Annotated in this window: 18 protein-coding genes and 1 tRNA gene; 13 read left to right on the top strand and 6 right to left on the bottom strand. The window is 70.5% G+C overall.

The features are described 5' to 3' along the window. The first annotated feature begins 195 nt into the window (after positions 1 to 195). Positions 196 to 1,221: an MFS transporter gene (locus ID574_RS31790; RefSeq protein WP_223167282.1), complete on the top strand. Its 1,026-nt coding sequence runs from the start codon at positions 196 to 198 to the stop codon at positions 1,219 to 1,221. 11 nt (positions 1,222 to 1,232) lie between these two features. Here the strand turns inward: ID574_RS31790 and ID574_RS31785 are convergent, their stop codons facing one another. Both ID574_RS31785 and ID574_RS31780 read right to left on the bottom strand, forming a co-directional pair. Then, a complete protein-coding gene (locus tag ID574_RS31785; RefSeq protein WP_223167262.1) occupies positions 1,233 to 2,720 on the bottom strand; it encodes a gluconokinase in 1,488 nt (495 codons plus the stop codon). Between the two features lie 105 nt (positions 2,721 to 2,825). Next, entirely contained in the window at positions 2,826 to 4,160 is a 1,335-nt protein-coding gene (locus tag ID574_RS31780; RefSeq protein WP_223167261.1) for an MFS transporter, read from the bottom strand. 273 nt (positions 4,161 to 4,433) lie between these two features. Between ID574_RS31780 and ID574_RS31775 the strand changes: the two genes are divergently transcribed. From ID574_RS31775 to ID574_RS31755, 5 genes are all read left to right on the top strand, one after another. Beyond that, entirely contained in the window at positions 4,434 to 5,318 is an 885-nt protein-coding gene (locus ID574_RS31775) for an NAD(P)-dependent oxidoreductase (protein WP_188192658.1), read from the top strand. Further along, the gene (locus ID574_RS31770; RefSeq protein ID WP_188192657.1) at positions 5,315 to 6,088 is read left to right on the top strand and encodes an SDR family oxidoreductase; all 774 of its coding nucleotides are present in this window, start codon (positions 5,315 to 5,317) and stop codon (positions 6,086 to 6,088) included. The genes ID574_RS31775 and ID574_RS31770 overlap by 4 nt, the downstream gene beginning before the upstream one ends. Positions 6,089 to 6,106: 18 nt before the next feature. After that, the gene (locus tag ID574_RS31765) at positions 6,107 to 7,177 is read left to right on the top strand and encodes an L-idonate 5-dehydrogenase (RefSeq protein WP_188192656.1); all 1,071 of its coding nucleotides are present in this window, start codon (positions 6,107 to 6,109) and stop codon (positions 7,175 to 7,177) included. Positions 7,178 to 7,243: 66 nt separating this feature from the next. Next, positions 7,244 to 8,245, top strand: coding sequence for a 2-hydroxyacid dehydrogenase (locus tag ID574_RS31760; RefSeq protein ID WP_188192655.1), 1,002 nt, complete (start codon positions 7,244 to 7,246; stop codon positions 8,243 to 8,245). Between the two features lie 110 nt (positions 8,246 to 8,355). Continuing rightward, the gene (locus ID574_RS31755; protein WP_188192654.1) at positions 8,356 to 9,168 is read left to right on the top strand and encodes an IclR family transcriptional regulator; all 813 of its coding nucleotides are present in this window, start codon (positions 8,356 to 8,358) and stop codon (positions 9,166 to 9,168) included. 27 nt (positions 9,169 to 9,195) lie between these two features. Here the strand turns inward: ID574_RS31755 and ID574_RS31750 are convergent, their stop codons facing one another. From ID574_RS31750 to ID574_RS31735, 4 genes are all read right to left on the bottom strand, one after another. Then, complete coding sequence (locus ID574_RS31750) at positions 9,196 to 10,026, bottom strand: NUDIX hydrolase (RefSeq protein ID WP_223167260.1); 831 nt, start codon at positions 10,024 to 10,026, stop codon at positions 9,196 to 9,198. Continuing rightward, on the bottom strand, positions 10,019 to 12,079 hold the full coding sequence (locus ID574_RS31745) for an RNA degradosome polyphosphate kinase (protein WP_188192653.1): 2,061 nt from the start codon (positions 12,077 to 12,079) through the stop codon (positions 10,019 to 10,021). Before ID574_RS31745 ends, ID574_RS31750 begins: the two co-directional genes overlap by 8 nt. Before the next feature lie 118 nt (positions 12,080 to 12,197). Then, on the bottom strand, positions 12,198 to 13,073 hold the full coding sequence (locus tag ID574_RS31740; protein ID WP_188192652.1) for a TetR/AcrR family transcriptional regulator: 876 nt from the start codon (positions 13,071 to 13,073) through the stop codon (positions 12,198 to 12,200). Between the two features lie 82 nt (positions 13,074 to 13,155). Then, complete coding sequence (locus tag ID574_RS31735; protein ID WP_188192651.1) at positions 13,156 to 14,094, bottom strand: acyl-CoA desaturase; 939 nt, start codon at positions 14,092 to 14,094, stop codon at positions 13,156 to 13,158. 279 nt (positions 14,095 to 14,373) lie between these two features. On the opposite strand from ID574_RS31735, the gene ID574_RS31730 reads away from it, so the two are divergent. From ID574_RS31730 to ID574_RS31700, 7 genes are all read left to right on the top strand, one after another. Then, a tRNA-Gln gene (locus ID574_RS31730) sits at positions 14,374 to 14,445 on the top strand. Between the two features lie 136 nt (positions 14,446 to 14,581). Beyond that, on the top strand, positions 14,582 to 16,033 hold the full coding sequence (gene glmU, locus ID574_RS31725; protein WP_188192650.1) for a bifunctional UDP-N-acetylglucosamine diphosphorylase/glucosamine-1-phosphate N-acetyltransferase GlmU: 1,452 nt from the start codon (positions 14,582 to 14,584) through the stop codon (positions 16,031 to 16,033). Beyond that, a complete protein-coding gene (locus ID574_RS31720) occupies positions 16,030 to 17,007 on the top strand; it encodes a ribose-phosphate diphosphokinase (RefSeq protein ID WP_188192649.1) in 978 nt (325 codons plus the stop codon). Before glmU ends, ID574_RS31720 begins: the two co-directional genes overlap by 4 nt. A 102-nt stretch (positions 17,008 to 17,109) precedes the next feature. Then, on the top strand, positions 17,110 to 17,733 hold the full coding sequence (locus ID574_RS31715) for a 50S ribosomal protein L25/general stress protein Ctc (RefSeq protein ID WP_188192648.1): 624 nt from the start codon (positions 17,110 to 17,112) through the stop codon (positions 17,731 to 17,733). A gap of 160 nt (positions 17,734 to 17,893) precedes the next feature. Continuing rightward, positions 17,894 to 18,478, top strand: coding sequence for an aminoacyl-tRNA hydrolase (gene pth / locus ID574_RS31710; RefSeq protein ID WP_188192647.1), 585 nt, complete (start codon positions 17,894 to 17,896; stop codon positions 18,476 to 18,478). 120 nt (positions 18,479 to 18,598) lie between these two features. Further along, positions 18,599 to 20,038, top strand: a complete 1,440-nt coding sequence (locus ID574_RS31705) for a sugar transferase (protein WP_188192646.1) — start codon at positions 18,599 to 18,601, stop codon at positions 20,036 to 20,038. Then, a complete protein-coding gene (locus tag ID574_RS31700; protein ID WP_188192645.1) occupies positions 20,038 to 20,877 on the top strand; it encodes a 3'(2'),5'-bisphosphate nucleotidase CysQ in 840 nt (279 codons plus the stop codon). Before ID574_RS31705 ends, ID574_RS31700 begins: the two co-directional genes overlap by 1 nt. Positions 20,878 to 20,880: the final 3 nt, after the last annotated feature.

Raw genomic sequence — 20,880 nt, 5'->3', positions numbered from 1 at the left:
CGCCCCCGACATGGCGGCCTCCTTGGGTGTGCGGCCGGTGGACGTCAACCTTGCCATGACCGCGTACCTCGTCGCCCTGGCCGTGTTCATCCCCGGTGAGCGGGTGGGCCGCCGACCGCTACGGCGCCCGCCGCGTCTTCGCCTGCGCGATCGTGGTGTTCACGGCCGCGTCGGCGCTGTGCGCGGTAGCCGGCACTGCTCGCCCCCGTCCTGGCGCCCGCGCTCGGCGGCCTGCTGACCACCTACACCTCCTGGCGCTGGATCTTTCTGATCAACGTGCCGCTCGGCGTGGTGGCGCTTCCCCTTGCTCTGCGGATGGTGCCCGACCTGCGGGACGCGGAGCGGCCCGCGCTCGACTGGGCGGGCTTCACGCTCGGCGGCGCCGGGCTGGGAGCGGCGGTCTACGGCCTGGAGCTCTTCGGTGGAGCTTCGGCCCGCTGGGGCGCGGCGGCGGCCTGGCTCGGCGCCGGAACGGTGGTGTGCGCACTGACGGTCCGTCATTTGTTACGCAGCGGCCGCCCGTTGCTCGATCTCACCATCCTGCGGGTGCCGACCTTCCGGGTGTCGAACGCGAGCAGGGCGCTGTTCCGGGCCGCCATCAGCGCCGTCCCCTTCCTGCTTCCGCTGATGTTCCAGGAGGCCTTCGGCTGGAGTGCCGTCATGGCCGGGCTGGTCCTCATCGCGGTCTTCGCGGGAAACATCGCCGTCAAGCCCCTCACCACACCGATGCTGCGCCGCTTCGGCTTCCGCACGGTGATCGTGGCGAACGGGGTGGCGACCGCGGTGACCTTCGTGCTGTGCGCCCTGCTCGGCGTCGTGCTGTGCGCCCTGCTCGGCCCCCACACCCCGCTCGTCCTGGTGGTGTGCGCCCTGTTCGCGAGCGGTGTGTGCCGCTCGGTCTCGCTCAGCGCCCATTCCACGATCGGCTTCGCGGACATCGGACCGGACCGGACCAGCGGCGCCAGCGCGCTGACCAGCACCGTCCAGCAGTTGGCCACCGGTCTCGGTATCGCACTGGCCGCGCTGGCGCTGCGCGCCGCCCAGCATCTCGTGCCGCTCCTCGGCCTGAGCGGACCCGCGGGGGCATACCAGGTGGCGCTCATGTTGCTCGCGCTGCTTCCGATCGCCGCCGTCACGGAGGCCGTACGCCTTCGGCGCGACTCGGGAGCGGTCGTCACCGGGCTTCCCACCCAAAGCCGTCCCATGCGGGCGGATCGGTAACCCGCCCGGCGCTACCAGGGCAGCTCGCGCAACATCCGGTACAACTGCTCGGTGAGAGGCCGCGTGGCGGCCATCCGCCGCGCGGCCACGGGTTCGGGCTTCACGGTGCGATGGGTACGGAAGCCCGCCTCGGACGTCGCGGAGGTCAGTGAGGGCAGGGCACCGAGAGCACGCCAGCCGAGCAGTGCGGCGCCGAAGCCGGAGCCGGCGGCGTCGTCCGCGATCTCCAGCGGCATGTCGAGCGCGGCGGCGAGGACGTCTGCCCACAGCGGGGAGCGCAGCGCACCGCCGGTGGCCCGCACCGCGGTGATCGACGACCCGGCCGCGACCACCGAGTCGCGTACCAGCGCGAGCTGCTGCCCGACACCCTCGATCATGGCCCTGGTCAGATGCGCTCTGCCGTGTCCGCGCCGTAGCCCGACCAGGGCGCCCCGACTGTCCGGATCCCACCACGGGGCGCGTTCGCCGAGCAGGTGGGGCAGCCCGATCAGACCCTCGGCGCCGGGTTCCACCTGGGCCGCCTCCTTGAGGAGATCGGCGAGGTCGGCGCCGCCGAACGACTCGGCCGCCCACTGGGCCACCACCCCGGCGTTGCTGACCGCGCCGCCGAGCACCCACAGCCCGTCGGCGAGGTAATAGCAGAACACGCGGCCCTGCTCGTCCACACCCGGCCGGTCGCGTACGACCCGGAGGGCCCCGCTGGTGCCGAGGGACAGAGCCGCCATTCCCGGGACGGTGGCGCCTACGGCGAGGTTGGCCAGCGGGCCGTCCCCGGCACCGGCGATCACGGGCAGCCCCGCGGGCAGCCCCAGTGCGTGGGCCGGCTCAGGAAGCAGCGTCAATACCTCGGTGGGCGGTACGAGCTCCGGCAGCCGATCGCCGGACACTCCGGCGACGTCCAGCGCGGGTCCGTGCCATCGGGAGGTCCGCAGGTCCAGCAGCCCCATGCCCGACGCACAGGAGAGGTCGGTCACCAGCCGGCCGGTGAACCGGAGCAGGACGAGATCTTTCAGTCCACACCAGCGGGTCGTACGCCGGAAGAGCTCGGGCTCGTGCTCGCGGAGCCAGGCGAGCTTGGTGAGCGGCGACATGGGATGCACGGGAGTGCCGGTCGCCTGGTGCAACTGCGCGCCGCCTCCATCGGCGCGCAAGCGCCGGGCGACGCCGGCCGAGCGGGTGTCGGCCCAGCTCAGCGCGGGAGTCAGCGGATCGTGGGAGGTGCCGAGCGCGAGCAGCGTGTGCATGGCGGCGCTGAAGGACAGCCCACGCACCGCGAGGCCGCGTCGCGCGCAGACTTCGCCGCTCTCGCGCACCGCGTCGTACACCCCGGCGAGCACCTCTCCGGGGTCGTGCACGACTTCGCCGTCGCGCCCGGTGCGCATCGGGGCCGGGCGCTCGACCGTCAGGACCAGCTGATGCGCTCGGTCCACCGCGACGACCTTGGTCGTGGTGGAGCCCAGGTCGATCCCGAGCACGATCTCGCCTGCGACCTTCATCATCGTCTCCGTTCGGCTCGGGATCAGTCCGGACGCCCGCCCTCGAGGCCCGCAGGCCACGGGGGCGGGGTCCGGGGCCTGCGGGTCACTGGGGCGGGCGTCCGCCGGCTAGCGGGCGTCGGCGAGGTCGGCGAGATCCCGGCCTCGAGTCTCCGGCGTGAGGAAGGTGGTGCCGAAGGTGATCAGCGAAAGGACCACGACGTACGCGGCCAGCGGCCACCAGGAGTTGCTGAACGCCAGCAGGAGCGCGGCGCCGATCATGGGCGCCACTCCACCGGCGATGATCGCGCTGAACTCCCGGCCGATCGCCACACCGGTGTAGCGGTGCCGCGCGCCGAACAACTCGGCCAGCAGCGCGCACTGCGAGCCCAGCATGCCGTTCACCCCGACGCCGATGCCCAGGGTGATGACCACGCAGATCAGAATGGTGTTTCCGGTGCTCAGCAGCGCGAAGGCGGGAACGGCGAACAGGGCCTGGAAGAGCGCGGCCATGCGGTACAGCGGCACCCGGCCGATCCGGTCGGACAGCATGCCGAACAGGGGAATGGAGACCACGCCGGCGAGTGAGGCGCAGGCCACCGCGAGCGGGCCGACCGAGGCGGACACCCCCACGACGGCGGTCACGTAGCTGATGCTGAACGTCGAGTACAGATAGGACGTGCCGTTCTCGGCCATCCGCAGCCCGAAGGTGATGAACAGGTTGCGGCGGCTGTGCGCGAACAGGTCCCGCAGCGGACGCTTGCTCACGTCCCCGGACTCCGACAGTTGTTCGAAGGTGGGGCTCTCGTCCATCTGCCGCCGGATGTAGACCGCGAGCACGATGAGCACCGCGCTCAGCAGGAACGGCACCCGCCAGACCCATCCGAACAACAGATCCTGGTCCAGCCTGGCGAGCGGGATGAACAGGACGGTGGCGGCCAGCATGCCGATCTGGATCCCGACGAAGGGAAGTGCGGCGTAGTAGCCGCGGCGGGCGCTGGGGGCGTACTCGGCCATCAGCGTCGACGCGCCGGCCTGCTCGGCCCCGGCGCCGAACCCCTGGAGCACCCGCAGGATCATCAGCAGGATCGGACTCCACACGCCCGCGGTCTCATAGGTGGGCAGCAGCCCGATGGCGAACGACGAGCCGCCCATCAGCGCGACCGTCACGACCAGCACCGTCTTCCGGCCGTGTCGGTCGCCCAGTGACCCGAAGAACAGCCCGCCGAGCGGACGGGCGACGAAGCCGACCGCGTACGTGGCGAAGATCGCCACCAGCCCGACCGCCGAGCCGAGCCCGGGGAAGAACAAGTGCTGGAACACCAGGGCCGAGGCGAGGCCGTAGATGGCGAAGTCGTAGTACTCGAGGGCGCTGCCCACCGAGCTGGTCAAGAGTGCGCGGCGCAGTCCGGGGGGCGCGGGGGTGCTGTCGCCGCCGGTGGTCTGGGTTGTCGAGGTAGGCACCTGCATGGGGGATGCAGCCTTCCGTCTCACGGAGGAGGTAACACGCAGTTCATCTGCGGATGAGGGTGACCGTAACAGGAAGCAGCACGCAAGCCAATATTCTGAACACATCTTGTTTCCTGCGACGAGCCCCGCGAGTGCTGTCCCTGGCGGGCATTACACCTGTTCAAATAGGCCAACGACCGCCTGTCGCCGGGAGCTCGACCTTGCAGGCTGCCAGCGAAGAGAGTTCAATATGCTGACAAGAGGACAGAATATGGGCCTGGAGGGCGCATGGAGGAGCACATAGAGGTGGGGATCGCCGGGCTCGGCGTCATGGGCGCGGCCATCGCCCGCCGGCTGATGAAGCAGGGGCGGCCGGTGCGGGTCTACGACATCAGGCCCGACGCCGTCGCCGAGCTCTCTTCGGAAGGGGCGCTCGCGGCGCCGTCGCCGGCGCATCTCGCCGAGTCGCCCGTGGTGCTCCTCTCCCTCAACACCGCCGACATCGTCGAGGAGGTGGCCTTCGGGCCGGAGGGCGTGCTCGCCGGAGCGCCCGACGGCGTACTCGTGATCGACATGTCCAGCATCGACCCCGCGCGCACGCGCGAGTTCGCCCGGCGCGCCGCGGAGCTCGGCGCCGGCTGGGTGGACGCGCCGCTGTCCGGCGGGGCGCCGGGAGCCGCGCGCGGAGAGCTGACCCTGATGCTCGGCGGCGACGAGGAACACGTGGAGCGGGCCCTGCCCGTGCTGGAAGACCTCGCCTCCCGGCTGACCCGCCTGGGCCCGGCTGGCTCCGGGCAACTGGCGAAGTCCGTCAACCAGGTGTTGGTCGGTTGCGGGTTCGCCGCGCTCGCCGAGGCCGCCGCGCTGGTGCGGGCGGCCGGGCTGCCGCCACGGCAGGTGCTCGCCGCGCTCTCCGGGGGCAGGGCCGATTCCGCGCTGTTGCGGGAGTTCTTCGTGAAGTTCGCCGAATTCGATCTCTCACCGACCGGACGGCTGAGCAACATGGTCAAGGACCTGGAGGCCGCCCGCGACTACGCGCGCTCGGCCGGAGTGCCGCTGCCGGTCACCTCCGCCGTCGCCGAGCTGCACCGCTGGCTGGCCGCCGCCGGTCACGGCGACGCCGACAACGCCGCACTGATGCACTACTACTGCCCTACGGAGGCCGGCTCATGAGAGGCTCCACGTTGTTCGACCTGTCCGGGCGCCGGGCCCTGGTGACGGGGTCCAGCAAGGGCATCGGGGAGGCCCTGGCCACCGGGCTGGCCGAGGCGGGCGCCGAGATCGTGCTCAACGGCCGCGACCCCGAGGCGCTGGAGCGCGCACGGGAGAGACTGTCCGGACGCACCGGGGCGAGAGCCCACGCGATGCCCTTCGACGTCACCGATCCGGAGGCCGTGCGGCGGGCGGTCCGGGAGCTCGAGAGCCGGATCGGCCCCGTCGACATCCTGGTCAACAACACCGGGATCCAGCACCGCGAGCCGCTGCTCCAGGTGCCGGCGGAGACCTTCGAAAGAGTCGTCCACACCAACCTGACCAGTGCCTTCCTCGTCGGACGCGCGGTCGCCGCGGGCATGATCGAGCGCGGCTACGGAAAGATCGTCAACATCTGCTCCGTGCAGACCTGGCTCGCCCGGCCCGGCATCGCGGCCTACTCCGCGTCCAAGGGCGGCCTGGCGATGCTGACCAAGGGCATGTGCGCGGAATGGGCGGGCTCCGGAGTGACGGTCAACGGGCTCGCCCCCGGATACGTGATCACCGAGCTGACCCGCCCGCTCGTCGACGATCCCGCCTTCGACGCCTGGATCCGGGGCCGCACCCCGGCCGGGCGCTGGGCGTCCGTCGAGGATCTCGTCGGAACGCTCGTGTGGCTCGCGGCACCGGCGTCGGATTTCGTCAACGGCCAGGTCATCGCCGTCGACGGCGGGCTCACCGCGGTCATCTGAGGAAGGGTGGGACAAGACATGACGTCGACGACGACGCGGCCGGCCATGCGCGCGGTGGCGGCCCACGGCGCGGGAGACCTGCGCCTGGAAGAGCGCCCCATCCCGGTGCCCGGACCGGGCGAGGTGGCGGTGGACATCAGGTACGGCGGCATCTGCGGCTCCGACCTGCATTACTGGCGGCACGGCGCGGTCGGCGAGTTCCGCTTGCGCGAGCCGCTGATCCTCGGCCACGAGATCGTCGGCCGGGTGCGTACGTCCGGCCCCGGCACGCCGGTTGCACCGGGAACCCCGGTGGCCGTGCACCCACTGGTGTCGTGCGGGAAATGCCGGCAGTGCCGCGCCGGACGGCGCAACACCTGCCTGGACACCGGCTACCTCGGCAGCGCCGCCCGCTTCCCCCACGTGCAGGGCGGCTTCGCCGACGTCCTCGTGGTGCCCGCCGAGCGGGTGCTGCCGCTCCCGGAGGGCCTGGACCTCAGGCTGGCCGCCGTGGCCGAGCCGGCGGCGGTGGCCTGGCACGCCGTGCGGCAGGCGGGCGACGTACGGGGCAAACGGGTGCTCGTGACCGGCGCGGGCCCCATCGGCTGCCTGGTGGTCGCGGCGCTGCGGGCGTCCGGTGCCGGCGAGATCGTCGTGACGGACGTGTTCGAGGCGCCGCTGGCCGTCGCCGAGGCGGTGGGCGCCACCTCGGTCATCCGCGTCGGCGGGGCCGCGGATCCCAGCCAGACCGAGGACCTGGCGGCGGACCTCGCCATCGAGTCCTCCGGCACGTCCGCAGGGCTGCGCACCTGTGTGTTCGGCGTGGACCGGGGCGCCACCGTGGTGGGCCTCGGCCTGCTGCCGCCGGGAGATACGCCACTCCCCGCCAACGCCATGATCACACGGGAGCTGCGGCTCGTCGGCTCCTTCCGCTTCGACACCGAGCTCGGTGAGGTGCTCCAGGCACTGGCCGACGGCCGCCTCCCCGTCGATCCGGTGATCACCTCGGTGCTTCCGGCGGCGCAGGCGGGCGAGGCGTTCGAGCTGGCGGCCGATCCGGCCCGCTCCTGCAAGGTCCTGCTCGACTTCGCCGCCTCCGGCGCGGCGTGACCATGCCGCCCGCCGGTCGGGTACGCCTGGTGTAGGTCTGAAGAATTCGATGAAACGGAGCACAGCATGTCCGGCACGCCCGCACCTCGCCCACGCGTCGCGGTCTCCCGCGCCGACCTCCCGGGAGACGCCGTCGCCCGGCTGGCCACCCGCTTCGACGTCACCGTGTGGCCGGGAACGGCGCCGCCCGTCCCCGCCGAGCTCGCCGAACTGGCCCACGGCTGCGACGCCCTGCTCGCCGTCGGCAACGACCGGATCGGAGCCGAGTTCCTGGACGCGGCCGGGCCGCGGTTGCGCGTGGTGGCGCTGGCGTCGATGGGCTATGACAGCGTCGACGTGGCCGCGGCCGGCGAGCGTGGTGTCGTCGTCACGCACACGCCGGACGTGCTCGCCGACACCACCGCCGACGTGGCCATGGCACTGATCCTGATGGCGCGGCGCCGCCTGGTCGCCGGCATGGACGCCATGCGCCGCGGCGAGTGGGGCTCGACCGTCGTGAACGAGTTCTTCGGCCTGGACGTCCACGGCGCGACCCTCGGGCTGATCGGCTACGGCCAGATCGCCCGCGCCCTGGCTCGCCGGGCGGCCGGATTCGGCATGCGCGTGCAGCACCATCACCCGAGACGGAAGGAGGACGCCGCGCTGTCTCGCTGGGTCCCCTTCGACGAGCTGCTGTCGACCAGCGACGTGGTCTCGATCCACACGCCCCTGACCCCGGAAACCGTGGGCATGATCGGCCGCGCGGAGCTGGCCCGGATGAAGCCGACGGCGACTCTGGTCAACACCGCCCGGGGCGGGATCGTCGACGAGGACGCGTTGCTGTCGGCCCTGCGCCGAGGCGAGCTGCACTCGGCGGGACTCGATGTGATGACCGACGAGCCGCGTACGGATCCCGCCGATCCGCTGTTCGCCGAGCCGCGCCTGGTGGTGCTGCCGCACGTGGGCTCGGCGACCGAGGCGACGCGCGCGGCGATGACCGACCTCGCGGCCCGCAACATCGAGGCCGTCCTCCGCGGCGAGGCCGCGCCGACCCCGCTGCCCGGAACCCAGGACCGGCCGGGTCGCTGACCTCGCCTGTCACGCTGACGGAACATCGTTCCAAAAGCTGTACAGACGTACCGCGGCCTGGGCCGGGCTCCGTAGTATGGGAGCACTGCGTAATGACAAGAGGAGCCCTCATGATCCAGGCCGTCGGCGCCTCTCTGGCGGAGCAGCCCGAGGAGCGTTCGCTGCGCTCGGTCGAAAGCCGCTCCCCTGCGGTGACCAGGGCGGTCGCCGTGCTGGAGATCCTGTCCAAGAGCAGGCGGCCGTTGTCCGTGACCGAGCTGGCGAGGGCGCTCGATCTGGCGAAGTCCACCGTCGCGAATCTCTGCGCGGCGCTGGAGGACAGCCACATGATCCGCCGCATCGACGGCCGCTGGGCACTGGACTACAAGGTGCTCGAGCTCGGCCAGGGTTTCCTCGCCGGCACCGACATGCTCGGCGAGTTCCGCACGGCGGCCGCCGCGCTGCCCGTGGCGTCACAAGAGACGCTGCTCCTGGCCACGCTCGACGACCTCGAGGTCGTCTACCTCGCCAGGCACGACGGCAGCCAGCCCGTCCGGTTGGCGAGCGACATCGGGCGGCGCATGCCCGCCGTGGTCACCGCGCTCGGCAAGGCCATGCTCGCCTCCCTTCCCGCGGACGAGCTGGAGCGGCGCCTGGCCCACGTGGATGAGCTGCCGGCGTTCACCCCCCGCTCCCACCGGACCATGGACTCTTTGCGCCGTGACCTTGAGAGCACGCGCGAGCGCGGCTACTCCGTCGACGACGAGGAGAACACCGAAGGCATCACCTGCGTGGGCGTCGCCCTGCCGGGCAGCCGCGCCACGCCCATCGCGGTCAGCGCTACCTTGCTGACCGTGCGGTTCACCACCCAGCTCCGGGAAGCCCTCGTGGAAGATCTCGGCTCGCTCGCCCATCGCCTCGCCCGCGTGGCCCCCCTCTCCTGACGCCACGCGACGCGCGCGGGACGCCGGTCAGGCGGCGTAGCGCTCGACGCTGACGACGTGCTCGCCGGCCCTGTGCAGCACGGCGAACGCGCCCTTGCGCAGGTGGACGTCCTTGCCGCTGAGCGCGTGGATCAACCCGGGCAGCACCTTGCCGTGACTGCACACCGCCGCCGGCACGCCGATCTCCCGCACGAGTTCGGGCGTCTTGTGCGGGTCCTGGCTCTCCTCGGTGAGCAGGGGCTCGAGCTTGATCTCGGCCCCGTACGGCTCCAGCGTCTGCACGCAGCGGGCGGTGGGCGAGCTGAGCAGCAGCTGGGGCCGGTAGGCCGGCAGCGCGGTGGCCAGTGCGGCCGCCTGGGACTCGCCGACGGTGTCCAGCGGGCGCTGGGCGTCGTCGCCCGTCCACTCGCTCCTGGAGCCGGCCGAGCCGTGCCGGATGAGGACGAGGGGCACGGTCTGCAGCGGCGCCACCGCCAGGGCCCGCAAGAGCCCCGCGTCCCATTCGTAGGTGAGTAACGCCTTCGCCTCGTCCAGCGGCAGCCAGCGCAGCTCGTCCACCTCCTCGTTGGGGGCGAACCCGGCGTCGGCGACGGCCTGGGCCGTCCAGTAGTCGACGCGCTTGAGCCGGCCCCGGCTGATGTAGTGGACGGGCGGCAGGGCGCGGCCGAGCGCGACCGTCAGGCCGGTCTCCTCGCGTACCTCGCGGAGGGCGGCGGCGATCACGTGTTCCCCGGTCTTGAGCTTGCCCTTGGGGAAGGTCCAGTCGTCGTAGGCGGGGCGGTGGATGACGGCTACCTCGGGGCGGCTCGCCTCGCCCCTCCAGACCACGGCTCCGGCCGCGCGGAGCAGGTCAGTCATCAACGGTCCTCCAGCGGCGCGTACTGATGAGATGACTCTGCAGGTCATCGCCGTGATGGCGGGTCCACTTGCCATCGGAGTCGAGCCACCACGCGTTCGTGGTCTCGGCCATGGCCTGGTCCATCAGCTCGATGAGATAGGCCTTGTGCTGCTGCGAGGTCACCTTGACCAGGGCCTCGACGCGGCGGTCGAGGTTCCTGCGCATGAGGTCGGCGCTGCCGATCCAGATCTCGGGCCGCCGGCCCAGGCCGAACTCGTACACGCGGGAGTGCTCGAGGAAACGTCCCAGGATCGAGCGCACGCGGATGTTCTCGGACAGGTCCGGAATCCCCGGTCTGAGGAGGCAGATGCCGCGTACCCACAGGTCCACCGGGACGCCGGCGCGGGACGCCCGGTAGAGCGCGTCGATGAGCGGCTCGTCCACCAGCGAGTTGGTCTTGATCCGGATGCGGGCGGGCCGGCCGGCCTGCTGGTGGGCGATCTCCCGCTCGATCCTGGCCAGCAGCCCGCTGCGCATGGAGTGGGGCGCGACCAGCAGCCTGCGGTAGGCGGAGTGGTTGGAGTAGCCGGTCAGGTGGATGAACAGGTCCGTGACGTCCTCGCCGACCAGCGGGTCGGCCGTGAGCAGGCCGAAGTCCTCGTACTGGCGGGCGGTCTTGGGGTTGTAGTTGCCGGTGCCGATGTGGCAGTAGCGGCGCAGCTCGCCCGAGGGCTCCTGGCGGACGACCAGGGCCAGTTTGCAGTGGGTCTTCAGGCCCACCACGCCGTAGACGACGTGGCATCCGGCGCGCTCCAGCTTCCTGGCCCAGGAGATGTTGGCGTGCTCGTCGAAGCGGGCCTTGATCTCCACGACCACCACGACCTGCTTGCCGGCCTCGGCCGCGTCGATCAGGGCGTTGACGATGGGGGAGTCGCCGCTGGTCCGGTAGAGGGTCTGCTTGATCGCCAGCACCCTGGGATCTTCAGCGGCCTCCTCGATGAAGCGCTGCACGCTGGTGGCGAACGAGTCGTACGGGTGGTGCAGCAGCACGTCGCGCTCGCGCAGGATCGAGAAGATGTCGTCCTCGCCGCTCATCACCTCCGCCGGGACGAAAGGGCGGTAGCTGAGCTCTCCGCGCTCGATGTCGGCGATCGCGTGCAGGCCGGACAGGTCGAGCGGCCCGGGCAGGCGGTAGACCTCGTGCGGCGCCAGCTCCAGCTCCTCCACGAGCGGAGCCAGCACCTCGGGGGTGATCGTGTCCTCGACCTCCAGCCGCACGGGCGGGCCGAAACGCCTCTTGAGCAGCTCCTTCTCCAGGGCCTGCATGAGGTTCTCGGTGACGTCCTCGTCGACGTCGAGGTCCTCGTTCCTGGTGACGCGGAAGACGTGGTGCTGGAGGATCTCCATGCCCTTGAAGAGCTGCCCCAGGTGGGCCGCGATCACGTCTTCGAGGGGGACGAACCGGTCCTTGGACGCCTGGATGAACCGGGGCAGCTGCGAAGGGACCTTGACCCGGGCGAAGACCGTGTGGTCGGTCGCCGGATTGCGCACCAGGACGGCCAGGTTCAGGCTGAGCCCGGAGATGTAGGGAAACGGGTGTGCGGGGTCCACGGCCAGCGGCGTCAGGACCGGCCTGATCCGCTCCCTGAACAGCTTGCGCAGCTCGGTGCGCTCCTCGCGGCCCAGGTCGTCCCAGCGGGCGATCTGGACGCCCTCACCCGCCAGCTCAGGGCAGATCTTGTCGTGGAACACGGCGGCGTGCCGCTTGGCCAGGTCGTCGGCGATCGTGGCGATCCTGACGAGCTCCTCGCGCGGCTTGAGCCCGCTCTTGGTCCGCAGCAGCAGGCCTGTCGCCATGCGTCGTTTGAGTCCCGCCACCCGCACGCGGAAGAACTCGTCGAGGTTGCTGGCGAAGATCGCCAGAAAGCGCACCCGCTCGAGCAGCGGAAGCGTCGGGTCTTCTGCCAGTTCGAGCACCCGCTCGTTGAACTGCAGCCAGCTCTCCTCGCGGTTGAGGAACCGCTCCTGTGGCAGTGGCAGATCGTTGGTGGACTGGAACGGTTCTGCGGACATATCGCCTATATTGCCCCGATTGATTGAACAGAACGTTAACGGAGCCGCAACGGCTCACTCCGGGCGGTCAGCCCTGCTCAACACAATAGTCATCGGGGCTGAGTGGCTGTTCAAGACGTCACTCTGATTGATCTACCTGTTCGAGACGTGCGGCGCGCTCGGCCAGCCGGGCCTCCCGCTGGCGGATCTTCTCCTCGCGCTCCCTGACCTTCTCCGCCTCCTTCAGCAGCCGCTCGCGCTCCTTGAGCTCGCGGACCCTGGCCTTCTCGGCCTCCTTGAGTTCGCGCTGGCGGAGCTTCTCCGCCTCCTTGGCCTCCTTCTCCCGCGCCTTCTCGAACTCGCGCAGTTCCTTCTCGCCGGCGCGGGGCTTGGGCAGAGCGGAGGCCGGGACGTGATCGCGGCTGATCGCGGTGATCGTCGGGTTGGGGTTGAGCCCGGTGAGGCCGTTCCAGGCCAGGTTGACCAGGTGGGCGGCGACCTCCTCACGGCCCGGCTTGCGTACGTCCAGCCACCACTGGCCGGTCAGGGCCACCATGCCGACCAGCATCTGGGCGTACATCGGCGCGAGTTTGGGGTCGTAGCCGCGAGCCGCGAACTCGTCGGCCAGGACGTCCTCGACCTGGCTGGCGATCTCGCTGATCAGGCTCGCGAACGTGCCGGTGCCCGACGCGGCGTGCGAGTCGCGCACCAGGATGCGGAAGCCCTCGCTGCTCTCCTCGATGTACTGCAGCAGCGCCAGCGCGGCGCGCTCCAGCTTGATGAGGGAATGGGCCGCCGACAGGGCCTCGGTGATCATGCTGAGGAGCTTTTGCATCTCGCGGTCGACGACGACCGCGTAGACGCCCTCTTTGCCACCGAAATGCTCGTATACCACGGGTTTCGACACCTGTGCGGTAGCTGCGATTTCCTCGATGGAGGTCCCGTCGAACCCCTTTTCGGCGAAGAGCGTGCGACTGATGCGGATCAGCTGCTCTCGTCGCTCGCTACCGGACATACGCCTGCGAGATCGGGGTTCTTGGGTCACGGTTTCCATAATGACGGCCACGGATCTATGACCGCTCATCGGATCATTGACGTCAAGCAATGCGCTTCGCCGCCAGACGCTCCGGCGTCGGCCACCGGACGTCGTACACCCAGCCCAGCTTCTCGAAGATCCGGATGAGGCCGGCGCTCAGGTCGATCTGGCCCTTGAGGGCGCCGTGCCGGGCGCACGTCGGGTCGGAGTGGTGCAGGTTGTGCCACGATTCGCCGAAGGACGGGATGGCCAGCCACCACACGTTGCGGGACTTGTCGCGCACCTGGAAGTCCTCCTCGCCGAAGACGTGGCAGATCGAGTTGATCGACCAGGTCACGTGGTGCAGGAGGCCGATGCGGACGAGCGAGCCCCAGAACAGCGCGGTCAGCGCGCCCTGCCAGGACCAGGTGAGCAGCAGGCCGAGCACGCCGGGCAGGAAGATCGAGGTGATGGCCAGCGTGGGGAACCACTTGTGCAGCTTGAGCACGTCCTCGTCCTTGCACAGGTCGGGCGCGTACTTCTCTCTGTTGGTGCGCTCGCTCTCGAACAGCCAGCCCATGTGGGCGTAGAGCAGGCCCTTGGCCATGTTCTTGAAGCCCGGGCCGAAGCGCCACGGGGAGTGCGGGTCGCCCTCCTTGTCGGAGAACTTGTGGTGCTTGCGGTGGGTCGCCACCCAGTCGAGCACGGACATCTCCAGCGACAGGCTGCCCGCGATGCCCATGGCGATCTTCAGCGGCCGCTTGGCCTTGAACGAGCCGTGCGTGAAGTAGCGATGCAGCCCCACGGTGACGCCGAGCCCGGAGACCACGTAGAAGACGAACGCGATCGCGATGTCCGTCCAGCCGAGTCCCCATCCCCAGGCGAGCGGCACGGCGGCGGCGATCGCGATCAGGGGCAGTCCGACGACCAGACCGAAGGTGATCAGTTCTGCGCGGGATTTCGGCTCGGGCTCGTATTCGGGCTTCGGGGTTGGTGCGGAACGCTCGGCGAGAACGGTCATGGGCGACCTCCAACGACATGTATGAGGATGAATGTCCTGGCTACGCAACCGTAACCTACGCCATCGTAAGTAAGGAAGTCCTAAGCCGTGGATGTGGGGAAGGTGACGCTCTGCCCGGTGAGGTGGGTGGTATTCGCGTCTTGCGGCTTTTGGGCTGGTCTGTTAAGGGCGCGCCACGCCGGTCACCTGCGGTGATCGGCCTTGGGGGGAATTACGGGCGCGCGCCGGGGTGCGGGCTCGGTATCGTAGGGGGGTGTCGGACGTCACCTGTCCGATCTGTCCCGGATCGTCTAATCGGCAGGACAAGTGGTTTTGGTCCACTTTGTAGGGGTTCGAGTCCTCTTCCGGGAGCCTTGAGGCTGTCCCCGACGAGAATGTTCGGGGTGGGGCCAGGTATCCTCACGGTGTCGGGAGGGTAGCGGTGCGGTAGCCGTACAAGAACCGTACCTTCCACCCTGATCCGTTCAGTCACAGGGAGCCTCAGTCCGTGAGTGTGCCGCGCCCGGCAGCCGTCATCGTCCTCGCCGCCGGCGAGGGCACCCGGATGAAGAGCCAGACCCCGAAAGTCCTGCACGAGCTGTGCGGTCGCGCGCTGGTCGACCACATGCTCGCCGCCGCCCGCGACCTCGGTCCCGAGCGGCTCATCGTCGTCATCGGCCACGCGCTCGAGCGGGTCGGCGGCCACCTGGCCGCCACCAGCCCCGACGCGCGCGCCGTTGTCCAGCGGGAGCAGCGCGGCACCGGCCACGCGGTCCGCACCGTGCTCGAAGAGGTCGGCACGATCTCCGGCACCGTGCTGGTCACGTACGGCGACGTGCCGCTCCTGCGCACCCAGACCCTCGCCGCGCTGCTCGAAAGGCACGAGTCCGACGGCAACGCGGTCACCGTGCTCACCGCCGAGGTGCCCGATCCGACCGGCTACGGGCGGATCATCCGCGACGAGGGCGGCGCCGTCCTCGAGATCGTCGAGGAGAAGGACGCCACTCCCGAGCAGCGCGCCATCAGGGAGATGAACTCCGGCATCTACGCCTTCGACGGCGAACTGCTCGCCGACGCCGTCAAGCGCGTGTCCACCGACAACGCCCAGGGCGAGGAATACCTCACCGACGTCCTGGCCATCCTGCGCGGCGACGGCCACCGGGTCGGCGCCTGCGTGGCCCCCGACCACGTCGAGGTCGAGGGCGTCAACGACCGCGTGCAGCTCGCCGCCGCCCGCAAGGTGCTCAACCGGCGCCTGCTGGAAGACCACATGCGGGCCGGTGTCACGATCGTCGACCCGGCCAGCACGTGGATCGACGTGGGCGTGCGGATCGCGCCCGACGTCGTCATCCATCCCGGCACCCAGCTGCACGGCGACACCGTCATCGAGACCGGCGCCGAGGTCGGCCCGGCCACCACGCTGACCGGCACCCGCGTCGGCGAGCGGGCCGTCGTGCGCAACGCCGTCTGCGACGGCGCCGAGATCGGCCCCGAGGCCAATGTCGGCCCCTACGCCTACCTGCGGCCCGGCACCGTGCTCGGCCACAAGTCCAAGGCGGGCACGTTCGTCGAGATGAAGAACGCCAAGGTCGGCGACCGCTCCAAAGTGCCGCACCTGACCTACGCGGGCGACGCCACCATCGGCGTGGACGCCAACATCGGCGCCGCCACCGTCTTCGTCAACTACGACGGGGTCAACAAACATCACACCACCGTGGGCGACGGCGTGTTCGTCGGCTGCGACACCATGCTCGTCGCCCCGGTGACGGTCAACGACGGCGCCTACACGGCGGCCGGCTCGGTGATCGTCGACGAGGTGCCCCCGGGCGCGATCGGCGTGGCGCGGGCGCGGCAGCGCAACATCGAGAAATGGGTCTTGCGCAGGCGCGCGGGCACGAAGTCGGCCGCGGCCGCCGAGCGGGCGCTGGCGCGGCAAGAGCAGCAGGAGAAGGAACAGTGACCAGCATCAAACAGCCGGGCGAGAAGAACCTGATGCTCTTCTCCGGCCGGGCCCATCCCGAGCTGGCCGAGGAGGTGGCCCGGCACGTCGGCGTCTCCCTCACCCCCACCAAGCTGATCGACTTCGCCAACGGCGAGATCTACGTCCGGTTCATGGAGTCCGTACGCGGCTGCGACGCCTTCGTGATCCAGAGCCACACCGGCCCGATCAACAAGTGGATCATGGAGCAGCTCATCATGGTCGACGCGCTGAAGCGGGCCTCCGCCAAGCGCATCACCGTGGTCATGCCGTTCTTCGGCTACGCCCGCCAGGACAAGAAGGGCCGCGGCCGCGAGCCCATCACGGCCCGGCTGATGGCCGACATGTTCAAGACCGCGGGCGCCGACCGGCTCATGTCGATCGACCTGCACACCTCGCAGATCCAGGGCTTCTTCGACGGCCCGGTGGACCACCTGTTCGCCATGCCGGTCCTGGAGAGCTACCTCAAGACCAAACTCGACCTCGCCAACACCACCGTCGTCTCGCCCGACACCGGCCGCGTCCGCCTGTCGGAGCGCTGGGCCGACACGCTCGGCACGCCGATGGCGTTCATCCACAAGCGCCGCGACCTCGACGTGGCCAACCAGGTCAAGGTCAACGAGGTGGTCGGCCGGGTACACGGCCGCACGTGCGTGGTGATCGACGACATGATCGACACCGCGGGCACCATCTGCAAGGCCGCCGACGCCCTCTACGAGCAGGGCGCCACCAACGTGATCGTGGCCGCCACCCACGCGGTCTTCTCCGACCCGGCCGTGGACCGGCTGAAGAACTCCAAGATCTCCGAGGTCATCGTCACCAACACGCTGCCGTTGTCGCAGGCCAACAGGTTCGACAAGCTGACGGTCCTGTCCATCGCGCCGCTCATCGCACGCGCCATCACGGAGATCTTCAACGACGGCTCGGTCACGAGCCTGTTCGAGGGTGACAGTTAACCCTTATAGACTGAACCGGTTGCGCTCGTAACGCCTTCCGCTAGGGCGGGTGAGGGAGAGCGCTCAACACACCGAATCCCCGATGCATCCCTAGGAGATGTCGTGTCCGAAGTACGTATCGCCGCCGAGCCGCGCACCACGTTCGGCAAGGGCGCCGCTCGCAAGATCCGCCGCGCCGACAAGGTGCCCGCCGTCCTCTACGGGCACGGCATCGACCCCATGCACCTGACCCTGCCGGGCCACGAGGTCCTGCTCGCGCTCCGCACGCCCAACGTCCTGATCCGCCTCAAGGGCGAGGGCGTCGACGAGCTGGCGCTGCCCAAGGGCGTGCAGCGCGACCCGATCAAGGGCTTCGTCGAGCACGTCGACCTGCTCCTGGTCAAGCGCGGTGAGAAGGTCACCGTCGAGATCCCGGTCACCACCGTCGGCGACGTCCACCCCGACGGCCTGCTCGACCAGCAGCTCGTCCAGGTGGCCGTGGAGGCCGAGGCCACCCACATCCCGACCGGCGTCGAGGTCGACGTCGAGGGCCTGGAGGTCGGCACCGCCGTCACCGCCGGCCAGCTCCAGCTGCCGCAGGGCGCCACGCTGGCCGCCGACCCCGAGACCGTCATCCTCCAGGTCATCGCCAAGCCGGTCGAGGCGCCGGAGGAGGCCGAGGAGGCCGCCGAGGAGGCCGCCGAGGCTCCCGCCGAGGCTCCGGCCGCCGAGGCTTCCGCCGAGTGATCTCATGCGGGGTGGCCGGCACGAGCCGCCCCGCTCTCCTGCGGGGTGGAGCCGATGCCTTCCGCCCCGCTCTCACGCGGGGTGTGTCCCACGCCGGCCGCTCCGCTCCACGCGGGGCCGGCCGGTTGGCGGCCGCCCCGCTCTCGTACGAGGGGGGCGTATGGACCGCTGGCTGATCGCCGGACTGGGCAACCCGGGGCCCGAATACGCCGGCAACCGGCACAACGCCGGATTCATGGTGCTCGACGAGCTGGCCGCCAGGGCGGGCGGACGGTTCAAGGCGCACAAGAGCCGGGCCGAGGTGTGCGAGACCCGCGCCGCCATCCTGGCCAAGCCGCTGACGTACATGAACTTGTCCGGCGGGCCCGTCAAGGCGCTCTCCGACTTCTACAAGATCGGCCCGGAGCGGCTGATCGTCGTCCACGACGAGCTCGACGTCCCCTACGGCGCGCTGCGGGCCAAGCTCGGCGGCGGCGACAACGGCCACAACGGCCTCAGGTCGATCACCAAGGTCCTCGGCACCCGTGACTACCTGCGGGTCCGCTTCGGCATCGGGCGTCCGCCCGGCCGCATGGACGCAGCCGCCTACGTGCTCAAAGACTTCGCCACTGCGGAGCGCAAGGATCTGCCGTTCCTCGTGGACCGGGCGGCCGACGTCGTGGAGTCGCTGATGGCCCGCGGCCTGGAGGCCACCCAGAACGAGTACCACCGGGCTGATCTGCACATTTCCGGCCCTCCTCGCTGATCACCGCATTGAGCCGTTCGCCGGTTCGCCGCCTTTCCCGCCGCTACCATCTGTGACTGTCCGTACGGGAATGGTCACCTGGAGGCGTGCGTGCGCGACGAGGCTCGCGGTGAGGGGCTCATGACCGTCGTCAGATCCGGCCATGTGGCCTCCTGGCGGGCCAGCCCCCGCACTCCCGCCTGGATCCACTCCTATCGCCGGCAGGCCCTGGCGGCCGACCTGTGTGGGGCGGGCATCGCGTCGGCGATCGCGTTCGGCGTCAGATTCGGCGGGCTCACGCCGTACGTGCTGCCGTACCTGCTGGTCAGCCTGGCGCTGCCGGTGGTGTGGACGTGTGCGGTGGCGCTGCACCGGGCGTACGAGCCGCGCATGATCGGGGTCGGCTCCGAGGAGTTCCGCAGGATCCTGCAGTCCGGCGTGGCGCTCACCGCGGGCACCGCCATCGGGTCCTACGTGACCAAGACCGACGTCGCCCGCGGCTACGTGGTGCTCGCACTGCCCCTGGTCACGCTGCTCACCCTGGTCTTCAGGTACGCGCTGCGCCGCTCGCTGCACCGGCGCAGGGCCGCGGGCCAGTGCATGCGCCGGGTGGTCGCGGTCGGCCACGCCACCTCGATCGCCGAGCTGGTGCGGCTGTTCCGCAGGGAACGCCACCACGGGATGGAGGTCGTGGCCGCCTGCCTGCCCGGGGCCGCCCCCGGCGAGCGGGTGGCCGACGTGCCGGTCGCCGGCGACCTCAGCGACGTGCCCATCGCCGTAGACCAGCACGATGCCGACACCGTGGCCGTGCTGGCCTGCCCCGAGATGGACGGGCAGGCGCTGCGGCGGCTGGCCTGGCGGCTGGAGCGCACGCGCACCGAGCTCGTGGTCGCCCCCGCGCTGATGGACGTGGCGGGGCCGCGCACCATGATCAGGCCGGCGGCCGGATTGCCGCTCCTGCACGTCGAGCATCCCGAGCTGACGGGAGCCAGACAGCTGATCAAGAACGTCTTCGACCGGCTGGTGGCCGCCGCGCTCCTGGTCCTGCTGGCGCCGCTGATGGCGGGGCTGGCGATCGCGGTGCGGGCCACGAGCCCCGGTCCGGCGCTGTTCAGGCAGACGCGGGTGGGCAAGGACGGGCGGCTGTTCACGATCCTGAAGTTCCGCACCATGCGGCGCGGGTCCGAGCAGCAGAAGGTCACCTTGGTCAGCGACCGCGACGGGGTGCTGTTCAAAATTCGTAACGATCCGCGGGTCACGCCGCTCGGCGCCCGCATGCGCCGCCACTCGCTCGACGAGCTGCCCCAGCTGATCAACGTCGTGCTCGGCCACATGTCCCTCGTGGGACCCCGGCCGCCGCTGCCGGAGGAGGTCGCGCGTTACGGTGACGACGTGCGTAGACGGCTCCTCGTACGCCCCGGGTTGACCGGGCTGTGGCAGGTGAGTGGTAGATCTGACCTATCTTGGGAGGAATCCGTACGTCTCGACCTGCGTTACGTGGAGAACTGGTCCCTCACGCTGGACCTGCAGATCCTGTGGAAAACCTGGTCGGCCGTCGCCCGCGGGCAAGGAGCATATTGATGACGATTCGCGACGACCACGCGCTCGCCGCCGACCTGGCGACCGAGGCAGGCGAGAGACTGCTGCGGATTCGCGAGCGCTTGGGGTTCGGCGATCAGCCCGCGTTGAAGGCCGAGGGCGACCGGGCCTCCCACGTCTTCCTCATGGAGTCCCTGGCCCGGCTGCGGCCCAGCGACAGCGTGCTGTCGGAGGAGGCCACCCGCGAGGAGCGGCTGGACCCGCGCAGGCTCAAGGCCGACCGGGTGTGGATCGTGGACCCGCTCGACGGCACCCGTGAGTTCGCGGAGCGGCGAGTAGGCCCCGGAAGCGGCAGCCTGCGTGACCAAGACGGGGCCGTAGGGAGCGCGACCATAGGCGCAGCAGAGGGCCGGGCCGACTGGGCCGTTCACGTGGCGCTGTGGGAGGGCGGCCGGCTGACCGCGGGCGCGGTGGCGCTGCCCGCCCAGGGGCGCACGCTGACCACCGCCGAGCCGCCCAAGCCGCCCGCCTTCGACGGCGGCCGCTTCCGCATCGCGGTGAGCCGCACCAGGCCGCCGGAGTTCGTCCAGAAGCTCGCCTATCTCCTGGGCGCCGACCTGGTGCCGATCGGCTCGGCGGGGGCCAAGATCTCCGCCGTGCTCACCGGCGAGGTCGAGGCGTACGTGCACGCCGGCGGCCAGTACGAATGGGACTCCGCCGCGCCGGTCGCCGTCGCCCTGGCCGCCGGAGCCCACGCCAGCCGCATCGACGGCGCGGCGCTCACCTACAACCAAGCCGACCCGTCACTACCGGATATTCTGGTTTCCCTACCGGAGCTGGCGGCATCCCTGCTCGCCGGGATTCGGGACCTGCACCGCTAAACG

It is taken from the genome of Nonomuraea sp. SYSU D8015 (genome assembly GCF_008065375.1).
Classification (GTDB): domain Bacteria; phylum Actinomycetota; class Actinomycetes; order Streptosporangiales; family Streptosporangiaceae; genus Nonomuraea.
The sequence above is the reverse complement of the archived record's forward strand: the minus strand, read 5'-3'. Positions and strand labels throughout refer to the sequence as shown.

Excerpts from the sequence above, each read along its gene's own strand:
- ID574_RS31745 (WP_188192653.1), bottom strand. The coding sequence starts at position 12,079 with ATGTCCGCAGAACCGTTCCAGTCCACCAACGATCTGCCACTGCCACAG.
- ID574_RS31750 (WP_223167260.1), bottom strand. The coding sequence starts at position 10,026 with ATGACTGACCTGCTCCGCGCGGCCGGAGCCGTGGTCTGGAGGGGCGAG.
- ID574_RS31785 (WP_223167262.1), bottom strand. The coding sequence starts at position 2,720 with ATGATGAAGGTCGCAGGCGAGATCGTGCTCGGGATCGACCTGGGCTCC.
- ID574_RS31770 (WP_188192657.1), top strand. The coding sequence starts at position 5,315 with ATGAGAGGCTCCACGTTGTTCGACCTGTCCGGGCGCCGGGCCCTGGTG.
- ID574_RS31705 (WP_188192646.1), top strand. The coding sequence starts at position 18,599 with ATGACCGTCGTCAGATCCGGCCATGTGGCCTCCTGGCGGGCCAGCCCC.
- ID574_RS31765 (WP_188192656.1), top strand. The coding sequence starts at position 6,107 with ATGACGTCGACGACGACGCGGCCGGCCATGCGCGCGGTGGCGGCCCAC.
- ID574_RS31740 (WP_188192652.1), bottom strand. The coding sequence starts at position 13,073 with ATGTCCGGTAGCGAGCGACGAGAGCAGCTGATCCGCATCAGTCGCACG.
- ID574_RS31700 (WP_188192645.1), top strand. The coding sequence starts at position 20,038 with ATGACGATTCGCGACGACCACGCGCTCGCCGCCGACCTGGCGACCGAG.
- ID574_RS31755 (WP_188192654.1), top strand. The coding sequence starts at position 8,356 with ATGATCCAGGCCGTCGGCGCCTCTCTGGCGGAGCAGCCCGAGGAGCGT.
- ID574_RS31775 (WP_188192658.1), top strand. The coding sequence starts at position 4,434 with ATGGAGGAGCACATAGAGGTGGGGATCGCCGGGCTCGGCGTCATGGGC.
- pth (WP_188192647.1), top strand. The coding sequence starts at position 17,894 with ATGGACCGCTGGCTGATCGCCGGACTGGGCAACCCGGGGCCCGAATAC.
- ID574_RS31760 (WP_188192655.1), top strand. The coding sequence starts at position 7,244 with ATGTCCGGCACGCCCGCACCTCGCCCACGCGTCGCGGTCTCCCGCGCC.
- ID574_RS31735 (WP_188192651.1), bottom strand. The coding sequence starts at position 14,094 with ATGACCGTTCTCGCCGAGCGTTCCGCACCAACCCCGAAGCCCGAATAC.